General features: G+C 70.1%; 28 protein-coding genes and 3 pseudogenes. 9 read left to right on the top strand and 22 right to left on the bottom strand.

The window, feature by feature from the left end; all coding sequences use genetic code 11:
• Positions 1 to 11 precede the first annotated feature (11 nt).
• Both Q9G87_RS49500 and Q9G87_RS49495 read right to left on the bottom strand, forming a co-directional pair.
• The gene (locus Q9G87_RS49500; RefSeq protein ID WP_305923645.1) at positions 12 to 923 is read right to left on the bottom strand and encodes a sigma-70 family RNA polymerase sigma factor; all 912 of its coding nucleotides are present in this window, start codon (positions 921 to 923) and stop codon (positions 12 to 14) included.
• A complete protein-coding gene (locus Q9G87_RS49495) occupies positions 920 to 1735 on the bottom strand; it encodes a universal stress protein (RefSeq protein WP_305923644.1) in 816 nt (271 codons plus the stop codon). Before Q9G87_RS49495 ends, Q9G87_RS49500 begins: the two co-directional genes overlap by 4 nt.
• Positions 1736 to 1882: 147 nt before the next feature.
• On the opposite strand from Q9G87_RS49495, the gene Q9G87_RS49490 reads away from it, so the two are divergent.
• Complete coding sequence (locus Q9G87_RS49490; protein WP_305923643.1) at positions 1883 to 2524, top strand: response regulator; 642 nt, start codon at positions 1883 to 1885, stop codon at positions 2522 to 2524.
• Between the two features lies 1 nt (position 2525).
• Here the strand turns inward: Q9G87_RS49490 and Q9G87_RS49485 are convergent, their stop codons facing one another.
• The 11 genes from Q9G87_RS49485 to Q9G87_RS49435 form a co-directional block, all read right to left on the bottom strand.
• Positions 2526 to 3746, bottom strand: a complete 1221-nt coding sequence (locus tag Q9G87_RS49485) for a Kae1-like domain-containing protein (RefSeq protein WP_305923642.1) — start codon at positions 3744 to 3746, stop codon at positions 2526 to 2528.
• Positions 3706 to 4623 (bottom strand): Sua5/YciO/YrdC/YwlC family protein, encoded by a 918-nt coding sequence (locus Q9G87_RS49480; protein ID WP_305923641.1) that lies wholly within the window; start codon positions 4621 to 4623, stop codon positions 3706 to 3708. The genes Q9G87_RS49485 and Q9G87_RS49480 overlap by 41 nt, the downstream gene beginning before the upstream one ends.
• A gap of 9 nt (positions 4624 to 4632) precedes the next feature.
• A complete protein-coding gene (locus Q9G87_RS49475) occupies positions 4633 to 5289 on the bottom strand; it encodes a CBS domain-containing protein (protein WP_305923640.1) in 657 nt (218 codons plus the stop codon).
• A 100-nt stretch (positions 5290 to 5389) separates the two neighbouring features.
• Complete coding sequence (locus Q9G87_RS49470) at positions 5390 to 6232, bottom strand: universal stress protein (RefSeq protein ID WP_305923639.1); 843 nt, start codon at positions 6230 to 6232, stop codon at positions 5390 to 5392.
• 358 nt (positions 6233 to 6590) lie between these two features.
• Positions 6591 to 7574, bottom strand: coding sequence for a type I glyceraldehyde-3-phosphate dehydrogenase (gene gap, locus Q9G87_RS49465; protein WP_305923638.1), 984 nt, complete (start codon positions 7572 to 7574; stop codon positions 6591 to 6593).
• Between the two features lie 380 nt (positions 7575 to 7954).
• The gene (locus Q9G87_RS49460; RefSeq protein ID WP_305923637.1) at positions 7955 to 8473 is read right to left on the bottom strand and encodes a flavodoxin family protein; all 519 of its coding nucleotides are present in this window, start codon (positions 8471 to 8473) and stop codon (positions 7955 to 7957) included.
• 10 nt (positions 8474 to 8483) lie between these two features.
• The gene (locus tag Q9G87_RS49455) at positions 8484 to 8954 is read right to left on the bottom strand and encodes a CBS domain-containing protein (RefSeq protein ID WP_305923636.1); all 471 of its coding nucleotides are present in this window, start codon (positions 8952 to 8954) and stop codon (positions 8484 to 8486) included.
• Between the two features lie 151 nt (positions 8955 to 9105).
• Positions 9106 to 9294: a hypothetical protein gene (locus tag Q9G87_RS49450; protein ID WP_305923635.1), complete on the bottom strand. Its 189-nt coding sequence runs from the start codon at positions 9292 to 9294 to the stop codon at positions 9106 to 9108.
• A gap of 116 nt (positions 9295 to 9410) precedes the next feature.
• Positions 9411 to 9536, bottom strand: coding sequence for an NAD(P)(+) transhydrogenase (Re/Si-specific) subunit beta (locus Q9G87_RS49445; protein ID WP_305923634.1), 126 nt, complete (start codon positions 9534 to 9536; stop codon positions 9411 to 9413).
• 327 nt (positions 9537 to 9863) lie between these two features.
• Positions 9864 to 10541 (bottom strand): class I SAM-dependent methyltransferase, encoded by a 678-nt coding sequence (locus Q9G87_RS49440; RefSeq protein WP_305923633.1) that lies wholly within the window; start codon positions 10539 to 10541, stop codon positions 9864 to 9866.
• Entirely contained in the window at positions 10538 to 11041 is a 504-nt protein-coding gene (locus tag Q9G87_RS49435; RefSeq protein ID WP_305923632.1) for a DUF2306 domain-containing protein, read from the bottom strand. Before Q9G87_RS49435 ends, Q9G87_RS49440 begins: the two co-directional genes overlap by 4 nt.
• 88 nt (positions 11042 to 11129) lie before the next feature.
• Here Q9G87_RS49435 and Q9G87_RS49430 point away from each other — a divergent pair, with 88 nt between their 5' ends.
• The 3 genes and pseudogenes from Q9G87_RS49430 to Q9G87_RS61050 all read left to right on the top strand — a co-directional run.
• On the top strand, positions 11130 to 11468 hold the full coding sequence (locus tag Q9G87_RS49430; RefSeq protein ID WP_305923631.1) for a PadR family transcriptional regulator: 339 nt from the start codon (positions 11130 to 11132) through the stop codon (positions 11466 to 11468).
• Positions 11450 to 12031 carry a hypothetical protein gene (locus tag Q9G87_RS49425; RefSeq protein WP_305923630.1) on the top strand — a complete coding sequence of 194 codons (582 nt, stop codon included), beginning with the start codon at positions 11450 to 11452 and terminating at the stop codon, positions 12029 to 12031. The genes Q9G87_RS49430 and Q9G87_RS49425 overlap by 19 nt, the downstream gene beginning before the upstream one ends.
• 79 nt (positions 12032 to 12110) lie before the next feature.
• A pseudogene (locus Q9G87_RS61050) lies at positions 12111 to 12275 on the top strand (universal stress protein); the annotation flags it as partial.
• 164 nt (positions 12276 to 12439) lie between these two features.
• On the opposite strand, the gene Q9G87_RS49420 reads toward Q9G87_RS61050, so the two are convergent.
• The 4 genes from Q9G87_RS49420 to Q9G87_RS49405 form a co-directional block, all read right to left on the bottom strand.
• Positions 12440 to 14008, bottom strand: coding sequence for an ABC transporter permease (locus Q9G87_RS49420; protein ID WP_305923629.1), 1569 nt, complete (start codon positions 14006 to 14008; stop codon positions 12440 to 12442).
• Positions 14005 to 14907, bottom strand: coding sequence for an ABC transporter ATP-binding protein (locus Q9G87_RS49415; protein ID WP_305923628.1), 903 nt, complete (start codon positions 14905 to 14907; stop codon positions 14005 to 14007). Before Q9G87_RS49415 ends, Q9G87_RS49420 begins: the two co-directional genes overlap by 4 nt.
• Before the next feature lie 135 nt (positions 14908 to 15042).
• On the bottom strand, positions 15043 to 15777 hold the full coding sequence (locus tag Q9G87_RS49410) for an ABC transporter permease (RefSeq protein WP_305923627.1): 735 nt from the start codon (positions 15775 to 15777) through the stop codon (positions 15043 to 15045).
• A gap of 5 nt (positions 15778 to 15782) precedes the next feature.
• Positions 15783 to 16529, bottom strand: coding sequence for an ABC transporter ATP-binding protein (locus Q9G87_RS49405; RefSeq protein ID WP_305923626.1), 747 nt, complete (start codon positions 16527 to 16529; stop codon positions 15783 to 15785).
• A gap of 302 nt (positions 16530 to 16831) precedes the next feature.
• Here Q9G87_RS49405 and Q9G87_RS49400 point away from each other — a divergent pair, with 302 nt between their 5' ends.
• Positions 16832 to 18061, top strand: coding sequence for a serine hydrolase domain-containing protein (locus tag Q9G87_RS49400; protein ID WP_305923625.1), 1230 nt, complete (start codon positions 16832 to 16834; stop codon positions 18059 to 18061).
• A 423-nt stretch (positions 18062 to 18484) separates the two neighbouring features.
• Positions 18485 to 18607: a hypothetical protein gene (locus Q9G87_RS49395; RefSeq protein WP_305923624.1), complete on the top strand. Its 123-nt coding sequence runs from the start codon at positions 18485 to 18487 to the stop codon at positions 18605 to 18607.
• Positions 18608 to 18641: 34 nt separating this feature from the next.
• Here Q9G87_RS49395 and Q9G87_RS61045 read toward each other — a convergent pair whose 3' ends face one another.
• Positions 18642 to 18935 carry a DUF6544 family protein gene (locus Q9G87_RS61045; RefSeq protein WP_371825949.1) on the bottom strand — a complete coding sequence of 98 codons (294 nt, stop codon included), beginning with the start codon at positions 18933 to 18935 and terminating at the stop codon, positions 18642 to 18644.
• A 115-nt stretch (positions 18936 to 19050) separates the two neighbouring features.
• On the opposite strand from Q9G87_RS61045, the gene Q9G87_RS49390 reads away from it, so the two are divergent.
• From Q9G87_RS49390 to Q9G87_RS49375, 3 genes and pseudogenes are all read left to right on the top strand, one after another.
• Positions 19051 to 19635: a rhodanese-like domain-containing protein gene (locus tag Q9G87_RS49390; RefSeq protein ID WP_305923623.1), complete on the top strand. Its 585-nt coding sequence runs from the start codon at positions 19051 to 19053 to the stop codon at positions 19633 to 19635.
• An 82-nt stretch (positions 19636 to 19717) separates the two neighbouring features.
• Complete coding sequence (locus Q9G87_RS61040) at positions 19718 to 21961, top strand: TSUP family transporter (RefSeq protein ID WP_371825946.1); 2244 nt, start codon at positions 19718 to 19720, stop codon at positions 21959 to 21961.
• A gap of 8 nt (positions 21962 to 21969) precedes the next feature.
• Positions 21970 to 22383: pseudogene (locus Q9G87_RS49375) on the top strand (redoxin domain-containing protein); the annotation flags it as partial.
• A 45-nt stretch (positions 22384 to 22428) separates the two neighbouring features.
• Here the strand turns inward: Q9G87_RS49375 and Q9G87_RS61035 are convergent.
• The 4 genes and pseudogenes from Q9G87_RS61035 to sqr form a co-directional block, all read right to left on the bottom strand.
• Positions 22429 to 22500: pseudogene (locus Q9G87_RS61035) on the bottom strand (hypothetical protein); the annotation flags it as partial.
• 83 nt (positions 22501 to 22583) lie between these two features.
• A complete protein-coding gene (locus tag Q9G87_RS49370; RefSeq protein ID WP_305923621.1) occupies positions 22584 to 23051 on the bottom strand; it encodes a DsrE/DsrF/DrsH-like family protein in 468 nt (155 codons plus the stop codon).
• Between the two features lie 46 nt (positions 23052 to 23097).
• On the bottom strand, positions 23098 to 23415 hold the full coding sequence (locus Q9G87_RS49365) for a TusE/DsrC/DsvC family sulfur relay protein (RefSeq protein WP_305923620.1): 318 nt from the start codon (positions 23413 to 23415) through the stop codon (positions 23098 to 23100).
• Positions 23416 to 23436: 21 nt separating this feature from the next.
• Complete coding sequence (gene sqr, locus Q9G87_RS49360; RefSeq protein WP_305923619.1) at positions 23437 to 24678, bottom strand: type III sulfide quinone reductase, selenoprotein subtype; 1242 nt, start codon at positions 24676 to 24678, stop codon at positions 23437 to 23439.
• Positions 24679 to 24721 lie beyond the last annotated feature (43 nt).

The raw sequence follows: 24721 nt of genomic DNA, 5'->3' as shown, positions 1-24721 counted from the left end.
GACGTTGCCGGTCAGCTCGCCCACGCCCGCAGCCCTTGGGGGCTGCCGTGGCGGCGCATCAGGGCCAGCGACTCTTTCTCCAGCGCGCGAACCCATGTCGGGGTCAGCCCCAGCTCCACGGCGATCTGCCGGGGCGTTTGGGTCTCGTGCCCGTCCAGTCCGAACCGCAGCCGCATGATCAGCGCCTGCCGCGGGGCGAGCCCGTCGATGAGGGAGGCAAGGACCTTCCCCAGCGCCTTCTCCTCAAGGGCCTGTTCCGGGGACGGACCGCGCTCGTCCTCCACCAGGTCAGCGAGGGTGGACTGCCGCTCCTCGCCCACCACCGCATCGAGGCTGACGCAGTCCCGGGGCAACCGCCGCAGGAAGGTGAGCTTCGCCGGCGTCTGCCCCGCCTCCTCGGCCACTTCTCGCTCGGTGGGCTCGCGTCCGAGCCGGTGCGTGGCCGTGATCTCCGCGCGGGCGACGTTGGCGAGCTGGTCCTGTACGCCGATCGGCAGCCGCACCGGGTGAGCGTGCTCCAGCCCTCTCTGGATGGCCTTGCGGATCCACCAGATGGCGACCGTGGAGAACCGGTTGCCCCTGGTGTGATCGAAGCGCTCGACGGCCTCGATCAATCCCAGATTGCCATCTTGGATCACGTCCGCCAGCGACATGCCGCGCTGCGCGTACCGCTTGGCGGTCGACACCACCAGCCGCAGGTTCGCCTCGATCATGTGCTGTCTCGCGGCCCTGCCGTCGGCGACCAGGGCCGCCAGCCCGGGCTGGACGGCTCCACGTTCCATCAGCTGGACGGCGTGGGCTCCCGCCTCCATCCGCCTGGCGAGCTCCACCTCCTCCGCGGCCGTCAGCAACGGAATGCCGCCAATCCTTGCCAGATAGTCGCTCATCTGCTCATGCGGCTCGTGCTGCGCGTCGATGGTCACCGCTCGCTCCTGACCACCGCCAGCGGGCAGGGCACGTGGTGGAGCAGTTCCTGGCTGACCGAGCCCAGGAGCATCCCGGTCACTGTTCCGTGTCCGTGTGAGCCCACCACCAGCAGGTCGGCGACGCTCGCGGCCTGCCGCAGCACCTCGACGGGATGGCCGTGTACCTCCTCTTCGACGATGTCGACGTCTGGATGCCGCTCGGCGAGCGCCTCCAGGGTGTCCTCCACGGCACCCGGCTCGTCGAGGCCCGCCGGGTCCCACCGGACCGCGACGGCGTGGACGGCACGCAACCGCGAACCGCGCAGCCGTGCCTCCGCGACGGCGAACTCCAGCACCCGGCCGGACGCCGGAGATGCGTCGACCCCAGCGACGATCTCACCGCGCGGTGACGAGGGAAGCTCGCGGACCACGACAACGTCGCAGGGAGCGTGCCCGGCCACGCCGTACGCGACCGATCCGACCAGCATCCCGCGAAAGCCGCCGATCCCATGACTGCCCACCACCAGCAGCTCGGCATCTCTTGCCGCGCCGATCAACGCGCTGCGGGGGTCATCGGGCAGGAACGTGGTGGTCACGCTGATCTTCGGTTGCTCCCTGCGCGCCCGTTCCTCCGCCACAGCCAGCACGGTCCTGCCGCCCTCGCGCATCCACGCGGCCACCTCGGCATAGCGGCCAATCTCGGTCTCGTATGCCCACCGTGGCATGGCGTGCGCCACGGTCAGCGGCACCTCCCGCACGGCCGCCTCATGTGCGGCCCAGCCGACGGCCTCGATGCCTGCCCGCGAGCCGTCCACTCCTACCAGAATCATGGTCCCTCCTCGATCTCCCCTACAGGACACGCTTCAGCAGGGCGCCGAGGACAGCGCCGAACGGCCTCACGAAAGGGGACTTTGGCCCTCCAAACGCAGGACTTCAGTTCCTTTCGGTCATGCCGACGGTCCTATAGCGTCACAAGCATGATTCGTGTGTTTCTCGTCGACGATCACGAGGTCGTGCGCCGGGGTGTGGCGGCCCTGCTGGAGTCCGAGGACGACATCGAGGTTATCGGCGAGGCCGGTACCGCGGAGTCCGCGATCGCCCGCATCCCCGCGCTCCAGCCGGACGTGGCGGTGCTGGACGTGCGGCTGCCCGACGGCAACGGCGTGGACGTCTGCCGTGAGGTGCGCTCCCGGCTGCCCGGGCTGGCCTGCCTGATGCTGACGTCGTTCGCCGACGACGACGCGTTGTTCGACGCGGTTATGGCCGGGGCTTCCGGCTATGTGCTCAAGCAGATCCACGGCTCCGACCTGGTGGGCGCGGTCCGCACGGTCGCGTCCGGCCAATCGCTGCTCGACCCGCAGACCACCGCCGCCATGCTGCAGCGCCTGCGCGACCAGGCCTCCAGGAAGGACCCCCTCGCCACGCTGACGGAGCAGGAGCGGCACATCCTTGAGCTGATCGGTGAAGGGCTGACCAACCGGCAGATCGGCGAGCGTATGTTCCTGGCCGAGAAGACCGTCAAGAACTACGTCTCCAACCTGCTGTCCAAGCTCAACATGCAGCGCCGCACCCAGGCCGCCGCACTGGCCGCCCGGCTCCACGACGACCGGCGCGACTGACCTATGCAGACGCCAGTCTGGCCGCCGCCACGGCCGCCTGGCCGTAGCTGACGCCGCCATCGTTGACCGGGACACGCTCACCGATGTACGGCTCGAACCCGGCCGCCGCCAGCCGAGCCAGCACGTCGGTGGCCAGCAACCGGTTCTGGAACACCCCGCCGGACAGGCACACCTGGGTGACATCGTGCTCGGCCGCGGCCCGCTCGCACAGCAGTACGGTGACGGCCGCGATCGTGGCGTGGAACGCGGCGCCGATCCGGCCGATGGGCTCGCCGTCCGCCTTGGCCTCCAGCAGCTGCCGCAACGTGCTCACCCCGTCGTACACCCACAGCCCGCCCTGTCGCTCCAGCCGCCACGCAAGCGGCTCGCTCCCGGGGAACGCCCCCGCGGCCTGCTCCAGACGCATCGCCGCCTCGCCCTCGAAGCTGTTGACGTCACACAGGCCCAGCAGAGCTGCAGCGGCATCGAACAGCCGGCCCGCGCTGGAGGCGACCGGGCAGTTCACCCCTCGCGCGATCATGCGGCCGATCACCTCTTGATCGGGAAGATCGCTAGGGATCGGGTCCAGGGTGGTCTCGCCGCCGAGCAGGTAGCCGAGCGCCATGCGGGCAGGCCTGCGGACGGCCGCGACGCCGCCGGGCATGGGCGCGTGGGAGAAGCGGCCCAGCCGCCGGTAGCCGGTGTAGCCGGCCAGCAGTAGCTCGCCGCCCCAGAAGGTGCCGTCGTCGCCCAGCCCGAGCCCGTCGTAGGCGACGCCGAGGAAGGGCGGCTCCAGGCGGTGCTCGGCGGCGACGGCGGCGACGTGGGCGTGGTGGTGCTGGACGGGCACGCGGCCGGGCCAGCGCCGCGCCAGCCGGGTGGACAGGTAGTCGGGATGCAGGTCGTGGGCGGCGTACTGCGGGTCGATGCCGTGAATCCGGCTCAAATGCTCCAGCGCCTGCTCGTACGCCTCCAGCGCCGGGGCGTCGGACAGGTCGCCGATGTGCGGCCCCAGTACCGCCCCATCACCCTCGGCCAGCGTGAATGTGCTCTTGAGCTGGGCGCCCACGGCCACCAGCGGCGGGGTGGCGACCGGCAGTCGCAGCAGAGCGGGGGCCAGACCGCGGGCCCGCCGGATCGTCGTGGCGCGCGGCCCGAACGAGCGGATCACCGAGTCGTCGTAGCGGGCCACGATGGGCCGGTCATGGGTGAGCACCCCGTCCACCTCCAGGCCCCGCGACATCCTCGATGAGCATGGGATTGTCGGCGTGGTTGGCGCTGGTCACCACGAGCGGGCGGCGCAACGCCTCCAGCAGCAGGTGGTGCAGCGGCGTGTACGGCAGGAACACCCCGATGTCCGGCATCCCGTGGCAGACGCCGGGCGCAAGGACGCCGTGCCGTCGCGGGGCCAGCACGATGGGCGCGGAAGGCGCGAAGAGCAGCAGGCGATCGGAGTCCGAGAGGTCGACCAGGGCACCGGCGGTGATCAGGTCGCGCGCCATGACCGCCAGCGGCTTGGCGTCGCGGGCCTTGACCTGGCGGATCCGGGAGACGGGCTCGTCGTTGATCGCGTCACACACCAGCTGGAAACCACCCAGCCCCTTGACCGCGACCACGCCTCCACTGGCGAGGACGTCGATCGCTGCCCCCAGGGCCGTCTCTCCCGTCATGTTCATAAAGCGCAGCCGGGGACCGCAGGACGCGCATGCGATCGGCTCGGCGTGGAAGCGCCGGTCCGCCGGGTCGTGGTATTCGGCGGCGCAGGCCGGGCACATCTCGAAGCCGCGCATCGACGTGCGCGCCCGGTCGTACGGCAGGCTCTCGATGATCGTCGCCCGGGGACCGCAAGCCGTGCAGTTGATGAACGGATACCGGTAACGCCGGTTGGCCGGGTCGAACAGCTCACGCAGACACTCGGCGCACGTGGCCAGATCCGGCGGGATCGCGCGAGCGGCTCCGGGAGCCGTCTCGCTCTCCACGATCTCGAATCCGGCGGCGATCCCGCCGGCATTCCTCACGTGCCCGCGGATCCCGATGGCCGTCACCAGCCGGTGCACGAACGGCCGGAACCCGACACCCTGCACGATTCCGCGCACCTCAATCCGCCATGCCGCGTCCACGAACGCCTCCTACATGCCCGAGGGGACGATGAGGAGGTCGTCCTTGTCCGGGACCACCTCGTCCACCACGTCGATCACACCCTCCACGACGCGCACGGCCTCGACGAGCGCGATAACCTGGGACCTCCACCGCACCCGGCCGCTGATCGTCACCACACCCGCGTCGACCGTGATGGACAATGCCGCGGGATCCGTGAGCACGGCTCTGATGTCCGCCTCCAGCTCATCGGCCGGCCGGGTGAAGACCCGCAGGACGTCGCGCTGGTGCAGCGTGCCGACGACCCGCCCGGTCACCGGGTCGATCACCGGCAGCTGCTTGACGCGCTTGGCGTGCATCAGCCGCGCCGCATCACGCACGCTGGTGCCCGGTGTGACGGTGATCGCCGGAGAGGTCATCAGCTGAGCCGCCGTCACCCCTGCGGCCTTTTCGTGATCGCGCCGCTGCGCGCGGGAGTCGAAGATCGACACGCTGTGCCGCACCGGGTCGGCCTCCTTGAGCAGCAGATCGTCCTCGGAGACCACGCCCACCGGCCGCCGGTCGGCGTCGACCACGGTGACCGCGCCGACCGCGTACCGCTTCAGCGCGGCCACGATCTCGGCGAACGGCGCGTTCTCCAGCACGGCGATGGCAACCCGCCCCATGACGTCCTTGACTTCGATTGACATGACGTCCACCTCCACTCCCAGGCTCTCCCGTCCACCGCCTCGGCCGGCAGTGGCGGACGTCCTGGATGCCGGGTGACCAAAGTCCCTGACCAGGCAGGTCCTATGCGCGAACCACCGCCACGGGGCAGCGGGCGTGATGCAGCACGCCCCGGCTGACCGAGCCCAGCAGCATCGAGCCCAGGGCGCCGCGCCCATGCGAGCCCACCACCAGCAGGTTCGCCCGCTCCGAGGCGTCTGTGAGCGCGTCCACCGGATGCGCGGACAGCGCCTCCTCGATGACCCTGACCTCGGGGTAGTCCTTGCTCAGTGCCGCCACCCGGTCCCTGACGAGCTGGTGCTGCGTCGTACGAACCTCGTCCATGTCGACGGCGGCCTCCGACGCGAACGCGTGCACCGGCAGCTGCCAGGCGTGCACCACCCGCAACGCGCTGCCCCGCAGCTTGGCCTGCTCAAAGGCGTAAGCCAGCGCGGGCTCGCACTCGGGCGAGTCGTCCACCCCGGCCACGACCTCCCCGTGCACCGGCCGCAGCTCGCCCCGCACCACCACGACCGGGCAGTGCACGTGACCGGCCACGTGCATGCTGACCGAGCCGAGCAGCGCGCCGGCGAACCCGCCCAGCCCGCGGCTGCCGACCACCAGCTCGGTGGCGCCCTTGGCCTGCTCGCGCAGGACCACGGCAGGCGCCCCTTCGATGTTGTGCGTCTCGACCTCGATCGCAGGCTGGCGCTCGCGGGCGAGCGCCTCGGCCTCGCGCAGGATCCTGCGGCCCTCGCTCAGCAGCACATCAGGCAGGGCGACGTTGGGGTATTTGCCGATCTGGTACGGCGAGCGGTCCACGGCGTGCACGATCCGCAGCGGCACCCGCATGCGGAAGGCGTCGTTGGCTGCCCACTCGACGGCGGCTCTCGAGGTCACCGAGCCGTCCACTCCTACGATGATCATGATGTCCTCCTCCTTCTCAGCTCCATCGCAGCGCGCTCGTGTTCATCATGTGCAGGGCCGGAGGTCCGTCGCCCGAGGGCCGAAGGACCTGGTATGCCATGCCCCTTCACACGAGCTGCCAGCGGTTACCCGCATGCGTAACCGCACAGTGGTGCCCTCAGGACCGGTGTGAAGCCGAGTTGGTCGGCCAGTCGGCGCATCAGCCAGATCCCCCTCCCTCCAGGGGCGGCGGGCGGCGGGAGAGGCGAGCCGCTCCCCTGCCAGCCCCTGCGCCCTCGCCGCGCGGTGGACGGCGTTGCGCGTGCTCGCCAGGCACTTCTCGTCGAAGCGCGGGGCGAGCACGGCAACGGTCTCCATGTCACACCATCCGCTGGGCCATCTCGACCAGCCGGTTGGCGTAGCCCCATTCGTTGTCGTACCAGCCGAAGACCTTCACCAGATCCCCGCTCGCCTGGGTGAGGGCGGAGTCGAACACGCACGAGGCGGCATCGCCAACGATGTCGCGGGAGACCAGCGGGTCGGTGCTGTAGCGCAGGATGCCGTGCAACTCGTCGCCTGCGGCCGCGGCAAAGGCGTCGTTGACCTCCTGCGCAGTGACGGCGCGGCTGAGCTGAGCGCTCAGGTCGGTGATCGAGCCGTCCTCCACCGGCACCCGGATCGCGATGCCGTCCAACCGGCCGTTCAACTCAGGCAGCACCTGGCCGACCATGCGGGCGGCGCCAGTGGTGGTGGGCACGACGTTGACGGCGGCGGAGCGGGCCCGGCGCGGGTCCTTGTGCGGGGCGTCCAGCAACATCTGGTCGCCGGTGTAGGCGTGGATCGTCGTCATGAAGCCGCGGACGAAGCCGAACCGCTCGTGCAGCACCTTGACCATGGGGGCGACGCAGTTGGTGGTGCACGAGGCCAGCGAGATGATCTCGTGGATAGCCGGGTCGTAGGCCGCGTCGTTAACGCCGGGCACGATGGTGGCATCCAGGCCCTTGCCGGGGGCGGAGAGCAGGACCCTGCGCGCGCCCGCCTTCAGGTGGCTCGCTAAGGCATCCCTGGTCCGGAAACGGCCGGTGGCGTCGATGACCAGCTCGACGTCGTGGGCGCGCCAGTCGATCTCGGCCGGGTCGGCGACGGCGCTGACCGCGATGGTCGTGCCGTTGACCTCCAGCGCCCCGGGGGAGGCGGTGACGGGCAGGTCGAGCGGGCCGTAGGTGGAGTCGTGCCTGAGCAGGTGGGCCAGCGCGGCCGCGTCGGCGACGTCGTTGACGGCGACGATGTCCAGGTCGGTGCGGAGCGCGCGACGCAGGACGGCCCGGCCGATCCGGCCGAACCCGTTGATTCCGATTCTCATGCCTGTATCGTCCGGCGCCCGGGGCTCGGTGCTTAGAGGCGACGGTCCCGCGTGCGATGGGACCTTTGGCCTTCATCGGTGCCGGGTCGTCACCGCCGCGAACGGCGGACATGCGAAGACACCCGCCGAGGGGAGGGACGTCCTGCCCGGCTCGCGCCGCCGCCTCGGTGGCAGGGGCATTGTGACTGCGGCCACCGCCACCGATCGGCTCGCCGGGAGGGAGGGCGCCTCAGGGACGGGGATCTCTTTCGCGCCTCGGCGGGTGTCTTCTCCCAGAATCGTCGTGCGGGTCGTGTGCAGGTAGGGCCGGAGGTCCCTGATTCATCGGGACGTTCGGCCTTACCCGGCGGGCCGGGTCGCGGAGCGTCGGGGTGCTCGCGTCATGGTGCAGGGACCGGGAACGACGCCGCGAGGCTCTCTCCCCACTGCCTCGCCCGCTCCAGCTCTCCCTCCACCAGCGGCCCTTGGGTGCCGGTGACGTAGAAGCTCTGCGCCGGTGCCACCGCCCGGATGCCGACGCGGCGCAGCCGCTTGGCGATGCCGCGAGCGGCCGAGCCCGGCATGCGCGGCTTGGCGATACGGGTGTCGAAGGCCACCGCACCACAAGCGGCCGAGGGCGTGCACAGCGCGCCCAGCCATTCCCGCACCCCGATGCCCGGCGAGATGAGCGGCCCGGCGGCCTGCTGGGCGGCGGACTGGCGGGTGGAGGACAGGCTCAGGGAGAAGGCGTGCGTGGGGCCGCCCACCACGAGCAGTCCGACCTCCGGCTCCACCAGAAAGGGTGCGGAGCCGACCTCGATCACCTCGGTTTGCAGCCGGGAGGCCAGTCCTTCGGCCACCGCCTCGGCGATCTGCTTGGTGTTGCCGTACATGGATTCGTAGACGACCAGCGCGTCCATCGCGCGCCTCCTATCGGGTCTCGTGCGGCAGGACAGGTTCGAGGTGGAACATCCCAGTGACCACCTCAGCGGGCCCTTCGGCGGGCTTGGCTCGTCCGGCGACGGCCACCAGCACATCGTGAGCCGTGACCATCCCGACCAGGCCGTCGCCGGACACCACCGGCACGGCGTCGCACCCGGCGTCGAGCATGACGGCCGCGACCCGGGCCAGGGGCGTGTCCGGCCGCACCCGCGGCCGGCAGCCACGCCCCAGCAAGGCGCGGACCTGGCGGCTGGACTGCTCATCGGGGCCACCCTGCCAGGACGCCGCGAGCTGCTCGCGGGTCAGGATGCCCAGCACATTCGTCCCGTCGACGACCGGCAGGTGATGCACGCCGGCGCGACGCATCAGCTCCCACGCCATCAGCGGCGACTCATCCGGCTTGACGGCCACCAGAACGCGGCTCATCACCTGACCGGCGGTCAGCGACTCGATGTTCATGTCTCCTCCTGGATGCGAGGCCGTACCACCGCGACCGGGCAGGCCACGTGGTGGAGCACGCCGTGACCCACCGAGCCGCACCTCCAGCCTCGCGACAACGCGCCCGCCGCACCCGGGGACAAAGTCCCGAATAGGGGTGCCTTTGGTCCTCTCAGCCGCTGTGCAGGTCGAGCATGAACGCGGCGGCCAGCGCCGGCGCGCATGGCCAGGAGCCGGCACAAGCGGCACAGGCATGCGTGCTGTCGGCCCGGTGGATGTCTAACGCATCGGCGGCTCGCACGAAATACGTCTCGCTCAGCGGATCGTTCATGACGTGCGTCGTGCTCAGCAGTACGGCCATTTCGATCACCTCACTACGTGCTTTCCGGTGATCTCACCGTCGCTCCTGCCGTCGGCGCGTGCCGGAGGCGAACGGCCCGAACGCATGGTGACTAAGGTCACATCCAGGACGAGGAGTCAGCCGACCAGCACTTTGACGGCCGCGGTGATCTCGGTCCGGGCCTTCTTGGCGTCGGCGAAGTACATGTCGGTCCTGGGGTCGGTGTACAGCTCATTGTCGATGCCGGCGTACCCGTGACCCATCAAATCGCCGGACCTACGGGCCCCGCCCTGGGGCGGGCGTTCAACAGCCCACCATTCCGCCCAGTCCTGGTGAACCGGTTCCCGGCGAGGGCGCCGGTGAGGACCCACCCGGCCACCCCCACATCCCGCCCCGCCGCCTTCGCCGTCATGGAGAGCAGGGAAGCCGGGGAAAGCGAACTCGTCGAAGACGACTGATCGCGCTGCGGCGTTCGCGCGCAGGCGTCAGGTGTGACCCATGAGCGGACCAACGTCCCACGCTTTGGTTACGCCGCAACGATTCCATCGGGGCCTGGAGAGAGGCGTCGGGATCCGGGATGTGCGGCGTGGTCAGCTCGACAAGCGTTGGAGTTGGTAGCACCACAGCTCGAACCGGTCGTCAGCCCGTCGCACACCGATGCCGAGCGCCTCGGCTGAGGCGCGCTCGGCGCTGAGGAGTTCCCAGCCAGCGTGGCTGAAGCGTTGCCGGACCTCCTCGACTGTGAGGTCGGCGCGCATCGGGGCGGCCTTGGGCGGTCGGCTGAATCCGTACAGCAGCAGCCTCGCTCGCGATGTTGCCGCCTGCGACACGCTGGTGACGTAGGCGGGCCGCCGGTCCTCCGGCAGGGTATGGAAACAGCCGAAGTCCACCAGCAGGGTGTAGCCATCGCCCACACCGAGATCGTGGAGGCGGGTGACGTCACCTTCGATGAAGCGTGGGGCCACGCCGGCGGCAGTGGCGTTGCGGCGGGCGGCGGCCAGAGCCTTGGGCACCATGTCGATGGCGGTGACTTCCCAGCCGTGCGTGGCCAGGTAGATGGTGTCGGTGCCGGTGCCGCAGCCGAGATCCAGGGCACGTCGGGGCCGGAGCGCTGAGGGCCCTTCGACGAGCGTGACCAGGTCGGCGGGTGGGGTGGGCCGCTCCCAGATGGTCAGGCCAAGGCGGTAGGCGAGCCGGTAGACGACGCGGTACCAGCGAAGGCGGGCCGGGTTGCGCCGATGCCGCCGCAGCAGCAGTTTGATGATCATGATGTCGCTCGCTTGGCGGGGAGCCTGCGCCCGATGGCGCGGGCGATCACTGGTAGGCCGAGGAGGCTCGGCAGGATCCACAACGCCCAGGCGGGCAGCCGGTCCCACCCCGGCAGGTGCGGGCCGTTGTCGACGTAGAAGCCGGTCAGCAGGGCGATGTAGGAGCCGCCCAGGCCCGCGATGTGCAGGTACGGCCGGCGCCGCCTGCCCAGGTAGCCCACCAGAGCGAGCGCGAAGGCGACCGTGCCGATGACGAACAGATGGGCGTTGTGGCTCCAGCGGATCACCGACAGGACCGTCATCGATGCGAACACCACGCCCAGCGCCCACAGGTAGATCCGGCCGAAGCGCCGGTGCCGGGCCGCGCCCTTGCGGGATGCGACCGCCACGGCCCCGCAGGTGACACACGTCAGCCCGGCCGCGATGTGGACGGTCAGGACGGTGAGGAACAGCGGGCCCGCGTCCGGGACCGGGATGCCGGCGATGTCGATCTCGTCCACCACTCCTCCTCATACGTAGCAACGCTATACATAGGGACGCTACAACGGCGGTTGCTGCGGCGGAAGACCCGATATAGCGTTACTACCTATGAGGGCCGAAGCGCTCAAAGGACACCTGGACGGTCTGCTGCTGGCGGCGCTGGAGGACGAGCCGCGGCACGGCTACGCGGTCAAGGAGGCCCTGCGGGACGCGACCGCGGGCCGGATCGACCTGCCCACCGGCACTGTCTACCCGGCACTGCACCGGCTGGAGCGAGTCGGGCTGATCGCGGGAAGCTGGTCGGTGGTCGGCGGGCGCCGTCGCCGCACCTATGAGCTCACCGCGGCCGGTCGTACCGCACTGAGCGGCGAGCGGGCTGGCTGGCAGGAGTTCGCCAGCACGGTCACCGCAGCCCTGGGAACACGGCCATGGCCGGCCACGAGCTGATCGCCGCCCAGCTCGCCATCCTGGCCCACCGGCTGCCGGCACAAGCCGTCGAGGAACTGGCCGACGGGCTGCAAGAAGCCTACGAAGCCCACCTCGCCACGCTCGGCGACCCTGACGCGGCCGCTCGCGCGGCGATCGCCGAGTTCGGCGACGCGGAAGTGATCACCACTGCCTTCGTCCGCGACTCGCCCTGGCGGCGGACGGCCATGGCGCTGCTGGCCACGGGCCCGATCATGGCCCTGGTCTGGGGCCTGACCTTGGTCTCCGCCCGGATGTGGACCTGGCCCATCGTGCCGCCCCTGCGGATCGCCTACGGCCTCGCACTCGCCGCGACCGTGTTCACCCTGCTGAGCGTCGTCCGGGAAAAGCACGCCTACCGTCGCGCCCAAGCCGCCACCCCGGTCGCCGCCGTGACCCTGATCCTGCTGGATGCGGGCATGCTCGCGGCCGCCGTCGCCAGCATGCCGCCGCTCCCCTGGCCCATGGCGTTGGCCGCACCGGCGAGCCTGATCAGGATCATCCTCACCGTTCGCGCGCTGCCGCCGCTTCTGCAGGGCCGGTAACGAGAGCGCCACGGCGGTACCCAGATCAGGCGACCGTGACGTCGGGATCGAGGTCCCACTGCGCCATGCGGCCGAGCACGTGCTGCGGCACGGCACCGACTGCGGACGAGCCAGTTCCCCAGGACTGGACGTGCGCCCTGATCTGTACGAGGGTTCGGCGACCGGGCGGCTGGAGGAGCTGTCGGCCGATGCCGGACTGCTCGTGGTCGGCTCCCGCGGACTGTGCGCTGTGGCGCGAGCGGTGACCGGCTCTGTGGCAGCCCATGCGGTGGCCCACGCGCAGTGCCCGGTCATCGTCGTCCGCGGCAGGGGCCCGCTGCCTCTCACGCCCCGCCAGGGGCCGATCGTGGTGGGCCTGGCGGCCGACAACTGGCCGATGGGCCTGGCGGCGACGCCTCATGCCACGGTTCAGCTGGCGGCGCGCATTCCAGTTTCCTTGAGGGCGAGGACCGCGGCACCGGCCAGCGTCCAGGCCGCAACCACGGCGAGGTCCATCCAAGGCCACGGCCGGCCTGCCGGGTCTAGTACGGCGAGCAGGGTGTGGGAGACGTGCTTGAGCGGGAAGACGTCGCCGATCGCGCGCAGCGCGCCGGGCAGTTCCCCGCCGATGACGAACACGTCGGAGACGAAGGCCAGCGGCAGGAAAGTGCCCAGAGTGATCGCGTTCGCAGTCTGCTGCTTGCTCACGAACGTCACCACGAGAGCGCCGAGAACCGCGAAGCACGCGCCCCCGAGGACGATCGCGGTGAGCATCCCGGGAATCATGACAGGCTCGATGTTGACGCCGTAGCCCAGCACCGCCACCAGTGCCAGTACGGCAGCGGTCACCAGGGTGACCAGGAGCGCCATGGTGAGGCTGCCCGCGCGATAGGCCCAGAGCGGGAGCGGGGTGCCGGTCAGCCGCTTGAGCACGCCGCGCTCGCGGTCGCCCGCGACGGTATCGGCGATGTTGACGTAAGAGGCCACGCCTACCGTGTACGTGATCATCGCAGCAAGCATGAACACCGGCAGTCGCACGCCCGAGACCCGAGCCTCGCCAAAGACCAGTGAGACCAGCACGAGGAGCAGTACCGGCAGTATCACCGTGAAGAACGCCGTGGACGGGTCGCGACGTAGCCGGATCGCCGCGTGCGCGGCCTGGCCGACCAGCAGTCGCCACGACGCCGGGCGGCCCTGCCGTCGCACGAACCGCCCGCGTGCCGCCCGAGCCGTCGTCGTCCGGGCCGGGGGTCGTTCCCAGCGGAAGCGCCACACGGCCACGGCCGCGCCGCCGACCCCCCAAGCTGCCAGCACCGCCAGGTGATCGCCGGCGAAGCCAGACCCGCTGAGCAGCGGATTCATGGCGTCGCGGACGGCATTGGCGAAGTGCCGCAGCGGGAAGGTCCACCCGACGATGTCCAGCCAGGCCGGCAGCCGGGCGCCGACGAGCATGATGTCGGAGATGAACGCGAGCGCCAGCAGCAGCCCCGTGCCGAGCAACTGCACCGCGGCACCGCTTCGTACCAGCGCGACCACGGCGAAGCCGAGCGCGGTGAAGCAGGCGGCACCGATCAACAGGGTGAGCAACAGCGCGGGCAGCGTGCGCCACACCATCTGCAGGTCGTAGAAGACCAAGCCCATCGCCAGCAGCACGGCGACGGTCGCCGCCGCCATCACCAGTGACGCCCCGACCAGCCCGGTCAGGACGGCCCAGGCGGGCACCGGGGTGCCGCGCAGCCGCTTCAGCCAGCCGCGGTCGCGCAGGTCGGCCAGGTGAATGGCCAGCGCGCCGAAACAGCCCTGTGCCACGCCGAACACGGTCATGACCGGGATGACGAACTGCATCACCCGCACGCCCGTGCGCGGCTCGACGATCTGGTTGCCCACCGCGGCGCCCACGATCACCGCCATCAGCAGCGGGATCGCGACGGTGAAGATGGCGGCGACCGGAGCGCGGAAGAAGGATCGGGTCTCGTGCCAGACCAGTCGGCTGATCATGATGTCGCCTCGTTCACCAGGTCGAGATAGACGTCTTCCAGCGATGGCCGGGCCAGCATCAGTGAGGTCAGCTCGATGCCGCGCTCCAGCGCCCAGCCGGTCAGGACGTGCATGTCACGGGCGGGTTGGGCGGTCTGGACCGACACGACCGGGCCGTGCGCCTCGGCGCGGCCCGTCAGGGTGGGCAGATCCGCGGGGACCGTCCCCTCCGGGAGCCGGAAGGACAGCACGCTGGCGCCCTCGGCCGCGATGAGGGTGTCCGGCGCGCCGATGGCCACCAAGCGGCCTTCGCGCAGCACCGCCACCCGGTCCGCCAGGTGCTGGGCCTCGTCCATGTAGTGCGTGGTGAGCAGGATCGTGGTGCCGGACGAGCGCAGCCCGTCGATCAGCTCCCAAGCGTGGTGCCGGGCCGAAGGGTCGAAGCCGGTCGTGGGCTCGTCCAGGAAGAGCAGCTCCGGCGCGCCGACCAGGCCGAGCGCCAGGTCCAGGCGGCGCCGCTGCCCTCCGGAGAGCGTCCGTACGCGGGCGTCGCGCTTGTCCTTGAGGCCGGTCTGCTCGATGACCTCGTCCGGGTCGCGGGGCCGCGGGTAGAAGCCGGCGTACAGCCGGACAAGCTCCGCGACAGAGAACTCCTCCTCGAACCCGGCCTCTTGCAGCACGACGCCGATGCGCTCACGATAGGCCCGGCCGCCGGTGGCCGGATCGAAGCCGAGCACCGACACCTGACCGGCGTCCCGGCTGCGATGCCCTTCCAGGATCTCCACCGTGGTGGTCTTGCCCGCGCCATTGGGGCCGAGCAGCGCGAACACCTCTCCCTGCGCCACGGTGAAACTCACCTCGTCGACCGCCTTGACCGCCCCGTAGTGCTTGCACAGCCCTGCCACGATCACCGCTGACATGTCGGCTCCTTCCGTCGGCCTTGAGCGTCTCCCCGTGAGCGCCGGGCGCGGCAGGGCCGAAAGGCACGACCTTGGGCCCTATGAGGTGGTAGCGGGAAAGAGAAGACCCCGCCGCGGTGCGCGGGGTCGGCTGGTTCAGGGGGTACGGCGGCGCAGCGTGGCCGCCCCCAGGATCAAGGCGAGCAGAGTGCAGCCGGCGATGACCACCAGGTCGCGCGCGAGCACCCCGGTGAAGTCGGCGGTGGTGCCGAGCTCCCGCATGGCCTGGACCGCGTACGACAGCGGCATGGCGTTCGACAGCCACTCCAGCCACGTGGCCATCTGGTCGCGCGGCACTATCAGGCCGCACAGCAGCACCTGCGGCAGCACCACGGCGGGCATGAACTGCACGGCCTGGAACTCGGTCCGGGCGAAGGCGCTGAAGAACAGGCCGAGGGCCATGCCGAGCACCGCGGCCAGCACCGCCACCAGCAGCAACGTGCCGACCGAGCCGGCCAGTTCGAGCTCCAGCCAGGTCAGCGAGATCGCCAGTACCACCCCCACCTGGACCAGCGCCACCGCGCCGAAGGCGATGGCGTACCCGAGCAGCAGGTCCAACTTGCCCAGGGGGCCTGACATCAGCCGTTCCAGGGTGCCGACGGCGCGCTCGCGCTGTGTGGTGATCGAGGTGACGATGAACATCACGACGAAGGGAAAGATCCCTAGCAGCATCGGCCCGTAGGCGTTGAAGGCGCGCTGGTTGTCGATCACGTACCACAGCAGGATCATCAGCAGGCTCGGGACTCCCATCAGCATGGCCAGCGTGCGGCCGTCGTGCCGGAGCTGGGTCAGGATCCGCCGGGCCGTGGCCAGGGTGATGGCGGGATTCACGTCGCTCACCGACTCTGTTCGGCGCGCCGGGCCTCGCGCTCGTCGATCAGGCGCAGGAACGCCTCCTCCAAGTCGGTCGTGCCGGTACACCCGCGTATCCCATCGGGCGTGTCGTCGGCGAGGATCTCCCCCTCGCGCATCAGCATGAGCCGATCGCACCGGGCGGCCTCGTCCATCACGTGGCTGGAGACCAGCAACGTGACGCCGGTCGCGGCCAGTCGCCGGAACAGCGTCCACAGGTCCCGGCGCAGTACCGGATCCAGCCCCACGGTCGGCTCGTCCAGGACGAGCACCTGCGGGGCGCCGAGCAGAGCGACGGCCAGGCTCGCCCGGCTGAGTTGTCCTCCGGACAGGGTGCCCACCAGCTGACGCCCGGCATCGGCCAGGCCCACGTGGCCCAGCACGCGGTCGACGTCGGAGCGGGGTGCCCCCAGGACGGCGGCGAAGTAGCGCAGGTTCTCCACCACCGACAGATCTCGATAGATGGCGGGATCCTGCGTCGAGTAGCCGACCGTGCGGCGCAGTCCCGGACTCCCAGCGCGCTCGCCGAGCACGATCACCTCACCGCCGGCGACGACCTGCACCCCCACCAGCGCCCGCATCAACGTGGTCTTGCCGCAGCCGCTCGGGCCGAGCAGCCCGGTCACCTGGCCGCGTGGCACCTCGAAGGTCAGGCCGGGCAGCACCACCTGCCGGCCCCGGTACACCCGCAGGTCCCGTACGGCGATCGCCGCCCCGTCCCGGGTCGTCATGCGCCGGGCCCGGTCTTCCCGGCCCGTCGCGCTCCTGTTCCCATGGTCCCTCATGGTCGCCGGCACCGAGCGGACCTGAAAGAGGCGAAGGTCCGCTCCCGTCGGGCCCATGGTCCCTGATGCCGCTCGGTCGCCCAGGAGACGACCGCAGGCGGTTTCTGGATGGCCGCACCTCACCCCCCGCCTTGCGGATCTTCATTCGGTCCTGGAAGAGGGGGAGGCTTTGAGCCCGGGGTGGGGGCCTTTCGGCCCTATCGGGGAAGCCGCGGAGACCGTTAGGGAATGGGTGAGAGAGGAGCATCATGATACTCAAAGTGGATGTCCCCTCCGCACTCATATGCGGCGAGGTGGATGAGGGGTACGGGCCGGTCGCCGATGCGTTCCGGCACAACTTCGCCGAGCGCGGCGAGGTCGGGGCGGCGTGCGCCGTCTACCGCGACGGCCGGAAGGTCGTCGATCTGTGGGGCGGCTACCGCGACGGCATCACCCGCAAGCCGTGGCGCGAGGACACGGTCGTGACGATGTTCTCCACCACCAAGGGCGTCTCCTCGCTGGCGCTCGCTCTGGCGCACTCGCGGGGCCTGCTGGACTACGACGAACGGGTCGCGGCGTACTGGCCTGAGTTCGCCTGGCGGGGAAAGGGTGACATCACCGTCCGGCAACTGCTGTCCCACCAGGCCGGCCTGCCAGTGATCGATATCCCGCTCACCATCGCCGACCTCGGCAACCTCGACCTGGTGGCCGCGGCCATCGCCCTGCAACGGCCGCTATGGCCTGCGGGCACCCGGCAGGGCTATCACGGCATCTCGCTGGGGTGGTACGAAGGCGAGTTGCTGCGCCGGGTGGACCCGGCCAGGCGATCGCTGGGGCGGTTCTTCGCCGAGGAGATCGCCGCGCCGCTGGGCATCGACTTCTCCATCGGTCTGCCGGCCGGATTCGATCTGGAACGCCGGGCGACGATCCACGGCCGCAGCAAGTATGAATCGCTGCTGCACCTCGGTGACGTTCCGCGCGGCTTGCTTCGCGGCATGATGACGCCGGGTAGCCTCACCCTGCGAGCGTTCGCCAACCCGCAGGAACTGCTGACCGACGTGAACTACAACCGCCTTGATGTGCTGCGCATCGAGTTGCCTGCGGGAAACGGCATCGGCGAGGCACGCGCCGTGGCGGCGGCCTACGGCGCCGCCGTGAGCGGCAAGCTCGGCCTGGCCCCGCAAACCCTCGACGCTCTGGTGCAGCCGGCCCAGCCACCCAGCGGCGGCCTGGTCGACCTCGTCCTTCGGGCACCGGCGGTGTACTCGCTGGGCTACCTGAAACCGACCAGCGACTGGCCTTTCGGCAGCGCGGCGAACGACGCTTTCGGCACCCCCGGCAACGGCGGCTCGTTCGGCCTCGCCGATCCCGACACCGGCATCGGATACTGCTATGCACCCAACCGTCTCGGGTTCGGCATCACCGACAAGCGGGAGCTCGCCCTGCGCGACGCGCTCTACCGCAAGGTGCTGGGTGAACGGTCGCAGCTCCCTAACTAGGGAAGCCGAGAGGCGATGTACGCGAAGATCACAGACCTGACTGGCGCTGAGAGCCGCGGACTCTGCGCCGTTGCCGCGGCGCTGCGTGCTGCGTCGAGTTCGAGGGCGATCTGGATCTGGACGGCTACGAGGGCGCGGCGGTGGTGCGCGACGGCGTGGCGGCGCTGCCCGGCTGGATGCCCGAGCCGGCGCGGGAGCAGCTAGCGGCGCGGCTGGCGCCGCTGGGCGGCGCCGTGGTTCCGCTGCCGCACCCTCGGGGAGCCGAGGCTCCGTCGCTACCGCGCTCCAACGGGCTGCGCGGCTCGACCGCATCCTGCATCGCGAGCCCGCTCCCCTGGACCGTGGACGATGAGGACCACATCACGAAGCTCGGAAGGAGGCATGCGATGACCCGCCAAATGGATCTCATCCGGCAGGAGCTGCATGACGAGCCCTTCCGGACAGGTCGTCCTCCTGTCGCGCTGCCTGCTCAACGAGAACGTCCGCCGCCTGTGCAGCGCGACCCGTCTTGACCCCATCGTTCCAAGAGCTACCAACGCCGTCTGACGGACGGTGACTATCGAGCGTCAGTTCTGGCATGTCAGCGGCGTTGACCAGCGTCTGGAGCTCTGGGGGTGGCGGAGTGCCCTGTGTTGTAGGCGATGTCGTCGACGTGGAATTCGACGTAGCTGAACCGTCCTTCGGGAGCGGGGGCGTGCCATTGAGCTTCGCCGGCGACGGCGACCCGCCCGCCGTGCAGGTGCCGGTAGGAGCGGATCGGGGTGGACCAGCGTTGTCGCGTGAACGTTCTGCCCTCAGCGGACGCGCGCAGCCGGTCGTCGGAGACGAAGTCGACAAGCTCGTGGCGGGCGCCGCGAGGGTGCGGCGCTGGCAGCCGCCTTCGGATTCCTCAAGATCATCATCGGATTTGCGATGTGGTTACCCCCGGGGGTATAAAGGCTTAAGTAAGATACCCCCGGGGGTATAGCTCGGGCACGAGAAGAGAAGTGATGACCACCGAAGACGAGTCACCAAACGTCGACGCCGTCACCGCCCGCGCCATGATCGCAGCCAATCCCGACGTGCTGGTCGTGGACGTGCGAACTCCCGGCGAGTTCGAGGCCGCGCACATCGACGGCGCGATCAACCTGCCGCTCGACCAGGTCGACGCCCACCTGCGGCGGATCGTCGCCGACGCGGGTGGCACGATGCTGCTGATCTGCCAGTCCGGCGGGCGCGCGGCCCAGGCGCACAAGAGCCTGTGCGGGGCCGGACTGCCCGACGCGGTGGTGCTCTCGGGCGGCATGAACGCGTGGATCGCCGCCGAGGCGCCGGTGGTGCGCGGCCGGCCGAGGTGGAGTCTGGAGCGGCAGGTCCGGCTGGTCGCGGGCGCGATCGTGCTGGTCGCGATCGTGGCGGACCTGTGGATACCCGGCGCGCGTTTCGCCGCTGCGGCCATCGGTGCGGGGCTGGCCGTCGCCGCACTGACCGACACCTGCACGCTGGGCATGCTGCTGTCCCGTCTGCCCTATAACCGCGGGCCGGGCGTCGACGTCGATGCGGCCCTGGCCTGCATCAGCCGATCGAGTACCTGACCTTCCCCTCCTAGCCTCACCATCGGCGGGGATGTCTGTCTGTCCTCTATATACCCCCTGGGGTATCGAGAAAAGGAAGCGTATGAGCGCTCTGACCCTTGCCGCGGCCGTGGTCGTCGGCGTGACGTTGGGCCTGTTCGGCGGGGGCGGCTCGATCCTCACCGTGCCGCTGCTGGTCTACCTGGCCGGCGTCCCGGCCAAGAGCGCCATCGCGATGTCGCTGTTCGTCGTGGGTGTCACCAGCGTGGTGAGCGCCCTCGGGCACGCCAGGGCGGGACGCATCCGATGGCGTACGGGACTCGTCTTCGGCCTGGCCGGCATGGCCGGCGCGTACGGCGGCGGGCTGCTCGGCCCGCGCCTTCCCGCACCATTGCTGCTGGCGGGCTTCGCCGTGATGATGCTGGCCACCGCGGTCGCGATGATCCGCGGCCGCCGGACACCCAAGCCGCAGCCCAGTGGAGCCAAGGACCTGCCGATTCTCCACGTGGTCGCGGAGGGAGTCGTCGTCGGCCTGGTCACCGGGCTGGTGGGCGCGGGCGGCGGGTTCCTGGTGGTGCCCGCGCTGGTACTGCTCGGCGGCATGCCCATGACCACGGCCGTGGCGACCTCGCTGCTCGTCATCGCGATGAAGTCGTTCGCCGGCTTCGCCGGCTACCTGCAGTCCGTCCAGGTCGACTGGTCGATCGCGCTGCCCGTCACCGCCGCCGCGGTCGCCGGTGGCCTGCTCGGCGGGCGGCTCGCCGGGCGGATCAGCGGCGAGTGGCTGCGCAAGGGGTTCGGCTGGTTCGTGCTCGTGATGGGGGCGTTCGTGCTCGTCCGGCAGGCACCGCCCGCCCTGTACCAGACGGCGTGGGGCATCGCCGCGCTGGCTGCCGCGGGGCTGGTGGCGCTGGCTCTCACCCTGCTCCTCGCCAAGAAGTCACCTAGAAGGAGGAAGACCATGTTCTTCGCCCAGTACTACCTCGACTGCCTCTCCCATGCCTCTTACATGATCGGCGACCGCAAGACCGGACGCGCCGTCGTCGTGGACCCCCGGCGTGACGTCAGCGAGTACATCGCCGACGCCGAGGCGCACGGCCTGCGCATCGAAGGCGTGATCAACACCCACTTCCACGCCGACTTCATCGCCGGCCATCTGGAACTCGCCGCCCGCACCGGAGCGTGGATCGGCTATGGCCGCAGGGCCGAGGCCGAGTACCCGATCCGCAAGTTCGGCGACGGCGAGCGCATCGAGCTCGGCGACGTCGTTCTGGAGATCATGGAGACGCCCGGCCACACGCCGGAGTCGATCAGCGTGCTGGTGTTCGAGCACGCCGCCGACCCGGCGCCGTACGGCGTGCTGACCGGCGACGCGCTGTTCGTCGGCGACGTGGGCCGCCCCGACCTGCTTGCCTCCCTGGGCGCGACGGCCGACCAGCTCGGCCGCATGCTGTACGACAGCGTCCAGCACAAGCTGATGCGGCTGCCGGAGGCCACCCGCGTCTTTCCCGCGCACGGCGCCGGCTCGGCCTGCGGCAAGAACCTGTCCACCGAACGCCAGTCCACCATCGGGCAGCAGCGCCTGACCAACTACGCGTGCGTGCCCATGAGCGAGGAGGCGTTCGTGTCGATCGTCACCGAGGGCCAGCCGCCCGCGCCCGGCTACTTCGTCTACGACGCGGTGCTCAACCGCAAGCAGCACGACCTGCTCGACGTGAACGCGCATACTGTTCCCCTGTCCGGGGAGGAGTTCGTGGCCAGGCGGTCGGCGGGGGCCGTCGTCCTGGACACGCGCGACGCGCAGGAGTACGGGCTGGCCCACCTGCGCGGCTCGATCAACGTCGCCGCCGACGGCCGCTTCGCCGAGCGGGCCGGCATGGTCGTCGCCCCGGGCCAGGAGATCGTGGTCGTCGCCCCGCAGGACCGCGAGAGTGAGGTCGTCACCCGCCTGGCCAGGATCGGCTTCGACACGGTCGGCGGATACCTGCGCGAGCCCGAGGGCGCCTTCCTGACCATGCCTGCCGAGATCGCTCACAGCACCCGCCTGACCGCCGCCGAACTGCGCGGCGCACTCGACGGCCCCGAGCCACCGCTGCTCCTGGACGTGCGCAACGCGAGTGAGGTGGCGGGCGGCGCCATCGAGAACGCGCTGCGCATTCCGCTCGCCCAACTCGCCGGACGGCTGCCGGAGATCCCCGAGGACCGGCCCATCGTCGTGTACTGTGCCACCGGCAACCGCTCGGTCATCGCCATGAGCCTGCTGGAGCACCAGGGCCGCGCCCAGGTGTCCGACCTGATCGGCGGCTACGAGGCCTGGCAGCGCACCGCCACGCCCGCCAACGCCTGACTCTGGAGGTGAATGACATCACCCTCGAAACAGCAGAACTCCCGCTCATCGGCGACAAGGCCCCGGACTTCTCCGCCGACACCACCCACGGCCCGGTACAGCTGGCCGACTACGCCGGCCGCTGGCTGGTCCTCTTCAGCCACCCGGCCGACTTCACCCCGGTGTGCACCACCGAGTTCGTCGCCTTCGCCGAGCTGGCCGGAGAGTTTACCGACCAGAACGTCGCCCTGCTCGGCACCTCCATCGACTCCGTCCACAGCCATCTGGCCTGGACCCGGTCGATCCAGGACAAGCTCGGTGTGGCTATCCCGTTCCCGATCATCGCCGACCTCGAGACGCGGATCTCGCGGGCGTACGGCATGCTCCACCCGAGTGCGTCCCAGACGGCGGCCGTCCGCGCCGTCTTCGTGATCGACCCCCAGGCGACCGTCCTCGCACTCCCGGCCGTTCTCGATCATCTGGATGACGCCACCGATCTTTCCCTGCGCGCGGCGCAGGCGGACGACGACGTCGGCGAGGGCGTCTTTGTCCCTCTCCATGTCCTGCCCCCCTTCGGCTCCCCTGCCGCGGCGTGCTCGGCGATGGCCGCGCAGGCCCGCGGAGTCACGCCGGGGTCGGGGGTTCAGGTGTAGATGATCTGCCCGCCGGCGGCCAGCTGATAGAAGTCGCCGACGGTGATGATGTCCTGCACCTGCGGGACCAGGTCGTCCTTGGTCAGGTCGAATAGGTCGCAGGACGCCTTGCAGCCGTACAGCCCGGCGCCGGTGTCGGCGATCATTTCGATGAACTCCGGGATCGGGGGGATGTCCAGCTTGTCCATTTTGCGTTCGAGGTAGCGGGTCATCAGACGGGGCATCCCGGGCAGCCCTCCGATCAGAGTCGCCAGGTGCAGGCCGGGGTTGCCGACCGTGGCAACCTTGATGTGCTCGTGGTACCTCTTCGAGACGGCGTCGAGGCCGAAGAAGGTGAAGAACAGGTTGGCCTCGATCCCCTCGGCGCGAGCGCCGTTGGCCATGATCAGCGCGGGGTAGATGCCCTCCAGGGAGCCTTTGGAGACGATGATCGAGACCTTCTCGATGGTGTCGCCCATAATGAACCGTCCTTTCGGTGACGCTCGTGCGAGGCGTCCGGTGGGGTCAGATGCAGCCGTGCGGCTTGGGGATGCCGGCGATCTTCGCGGCGATCTTCGCCGGGCCCTTGGGGAACAGCTGGTACAGGTCCTTGACCGGCACTCCGGAGGACTTGCCGAGCGCCCGCACGGTGGGGCCGGTGCCCTTGGCAGCGAACTCGGCGCGCATGAACTCAATGACCTGCCAGTGCCGCTCGGTGAGCTGGTCGATGCCCAGGCTCTTGGCGATCTCCGGGGCCATGTCCTTGGTCCACTGGTCGGGGTCCTCGAAGAACCCCTCGTCGTTGACGGTCACGGGCTGGCCGGCGTAGGTCGTGGTCGACATGTTGATCAACTTCCTTTCGGTTCAGGCGGGTGGGCGGGTCTTGCCGTGGATGGGCATGGCCGCGCCGACGCCGGGGATGTCGTGGCCGGGCAGCAGGCCGTGCCAGTAGAACCACTGGAACATCAGCTTGCCCAGGTGGTTGAGGCGGGATTGCTTCAGCAGCGGCAGGCCCACGGCGGCCGGGTAGTGCCCCGGCAGGGGTTCGGTGTCGTAGTTGAAGTCGATCAGCAGCGCCTTGCCGAAGCCGGTCTCGATGAAGCAGTTGGTGTGCCCGTCGAAGGAGGCGTCCAAGGGGCGCCCGGCCAGGAATCGGCCGATGTTGTCGACCAGGATCTCGCCCTCGAAGTGGGTGACCGATCCCGCCTTGGAGGTCGGCACACCGGCGGCGTCGCCGATGGCGAACACGTTCGGCGCGGCGGCGGCCTGCAGGGTGTGCTGGTCCACGGCGACGAATCCCAGCTCGTCGCCGAGCCCCGGAGAGCGACCGACGTACTCGGCACCGCCGTGCAGCGGCACCACGACGGCCAGGTCGAAGCCCACCTCGCGCTCGTCGTAGGAGATCAGCCGGCCGGCGGAGCCCTCGACGGAGCCGGTGTTGAACTCGGTCACCAACTCGATGCCCTTCTCGGCCAGCAGACCACTTAAGGTGCGGGCGGCGACCGGCTTGGTGAAGGCGGCGTCCAGCGGGGTGACGTAGATCAGTTCAACGCGATCGCGGATGCCCCGCCGGCGGAAGTACCAGTCGGCCAGGAAGGCGAACTCCAGCGGCGCGACCGGGCACTTGATCGGCATGTCCACCACGTTGACCACCAGCCGCCCACCCTCGAAGCGCTCCAGGGCGCCGTGCAGCGCGGCCGCGCCCTGCGGGCTGTAGAAGGTGAACACCGTGTCCATCCACCCGAGGCCGGTCAGGCCCTCGGTCTCCTGCGGCAGCAGCACCGACCCCGTGGCCACCACCAGCACGTCATAACCCAGCACCGTGCCGTCTTCCAGGTGCACCTGCTCGGCGCCCAGATCGACCCGGTCGATCGGGGTCTGCCGGAACACGATTCCCCGGTGCAGCTGACGACGCCGGGGCCGGACGATCTCACCCGGCTCGGCCAGCCCGAACGGGACGAACAGCAACCCGGGTTGGTAGACGTGCTCATCGTCTTGATCCACCACGACGATCTCGGCCGCGTCCTCGGGGTACAGGCGCCGCAGCCGGTTGGCCACCAGCGTGCCGCCGGTACCCGCCCCTAGAATCACGATGCGCTGTCTCATACCCCCAACGTCCTCCCGTACCTCCGGGGGTATAAGAGGCTTT

Source organism: Nonomuraea turcica, assembly GCF_030718205.1.
Classification (GTDB): domain Bacteria; phylum Actinomycetota; class Actinomycetes; order Streptosporangiales; family Streptosporangiaceae; genus Nonomuraea.
Note: the sequence above shows the minus strand (reverse complement) of the source record. Positions and strands in the feature narration are given on the sequence as shown.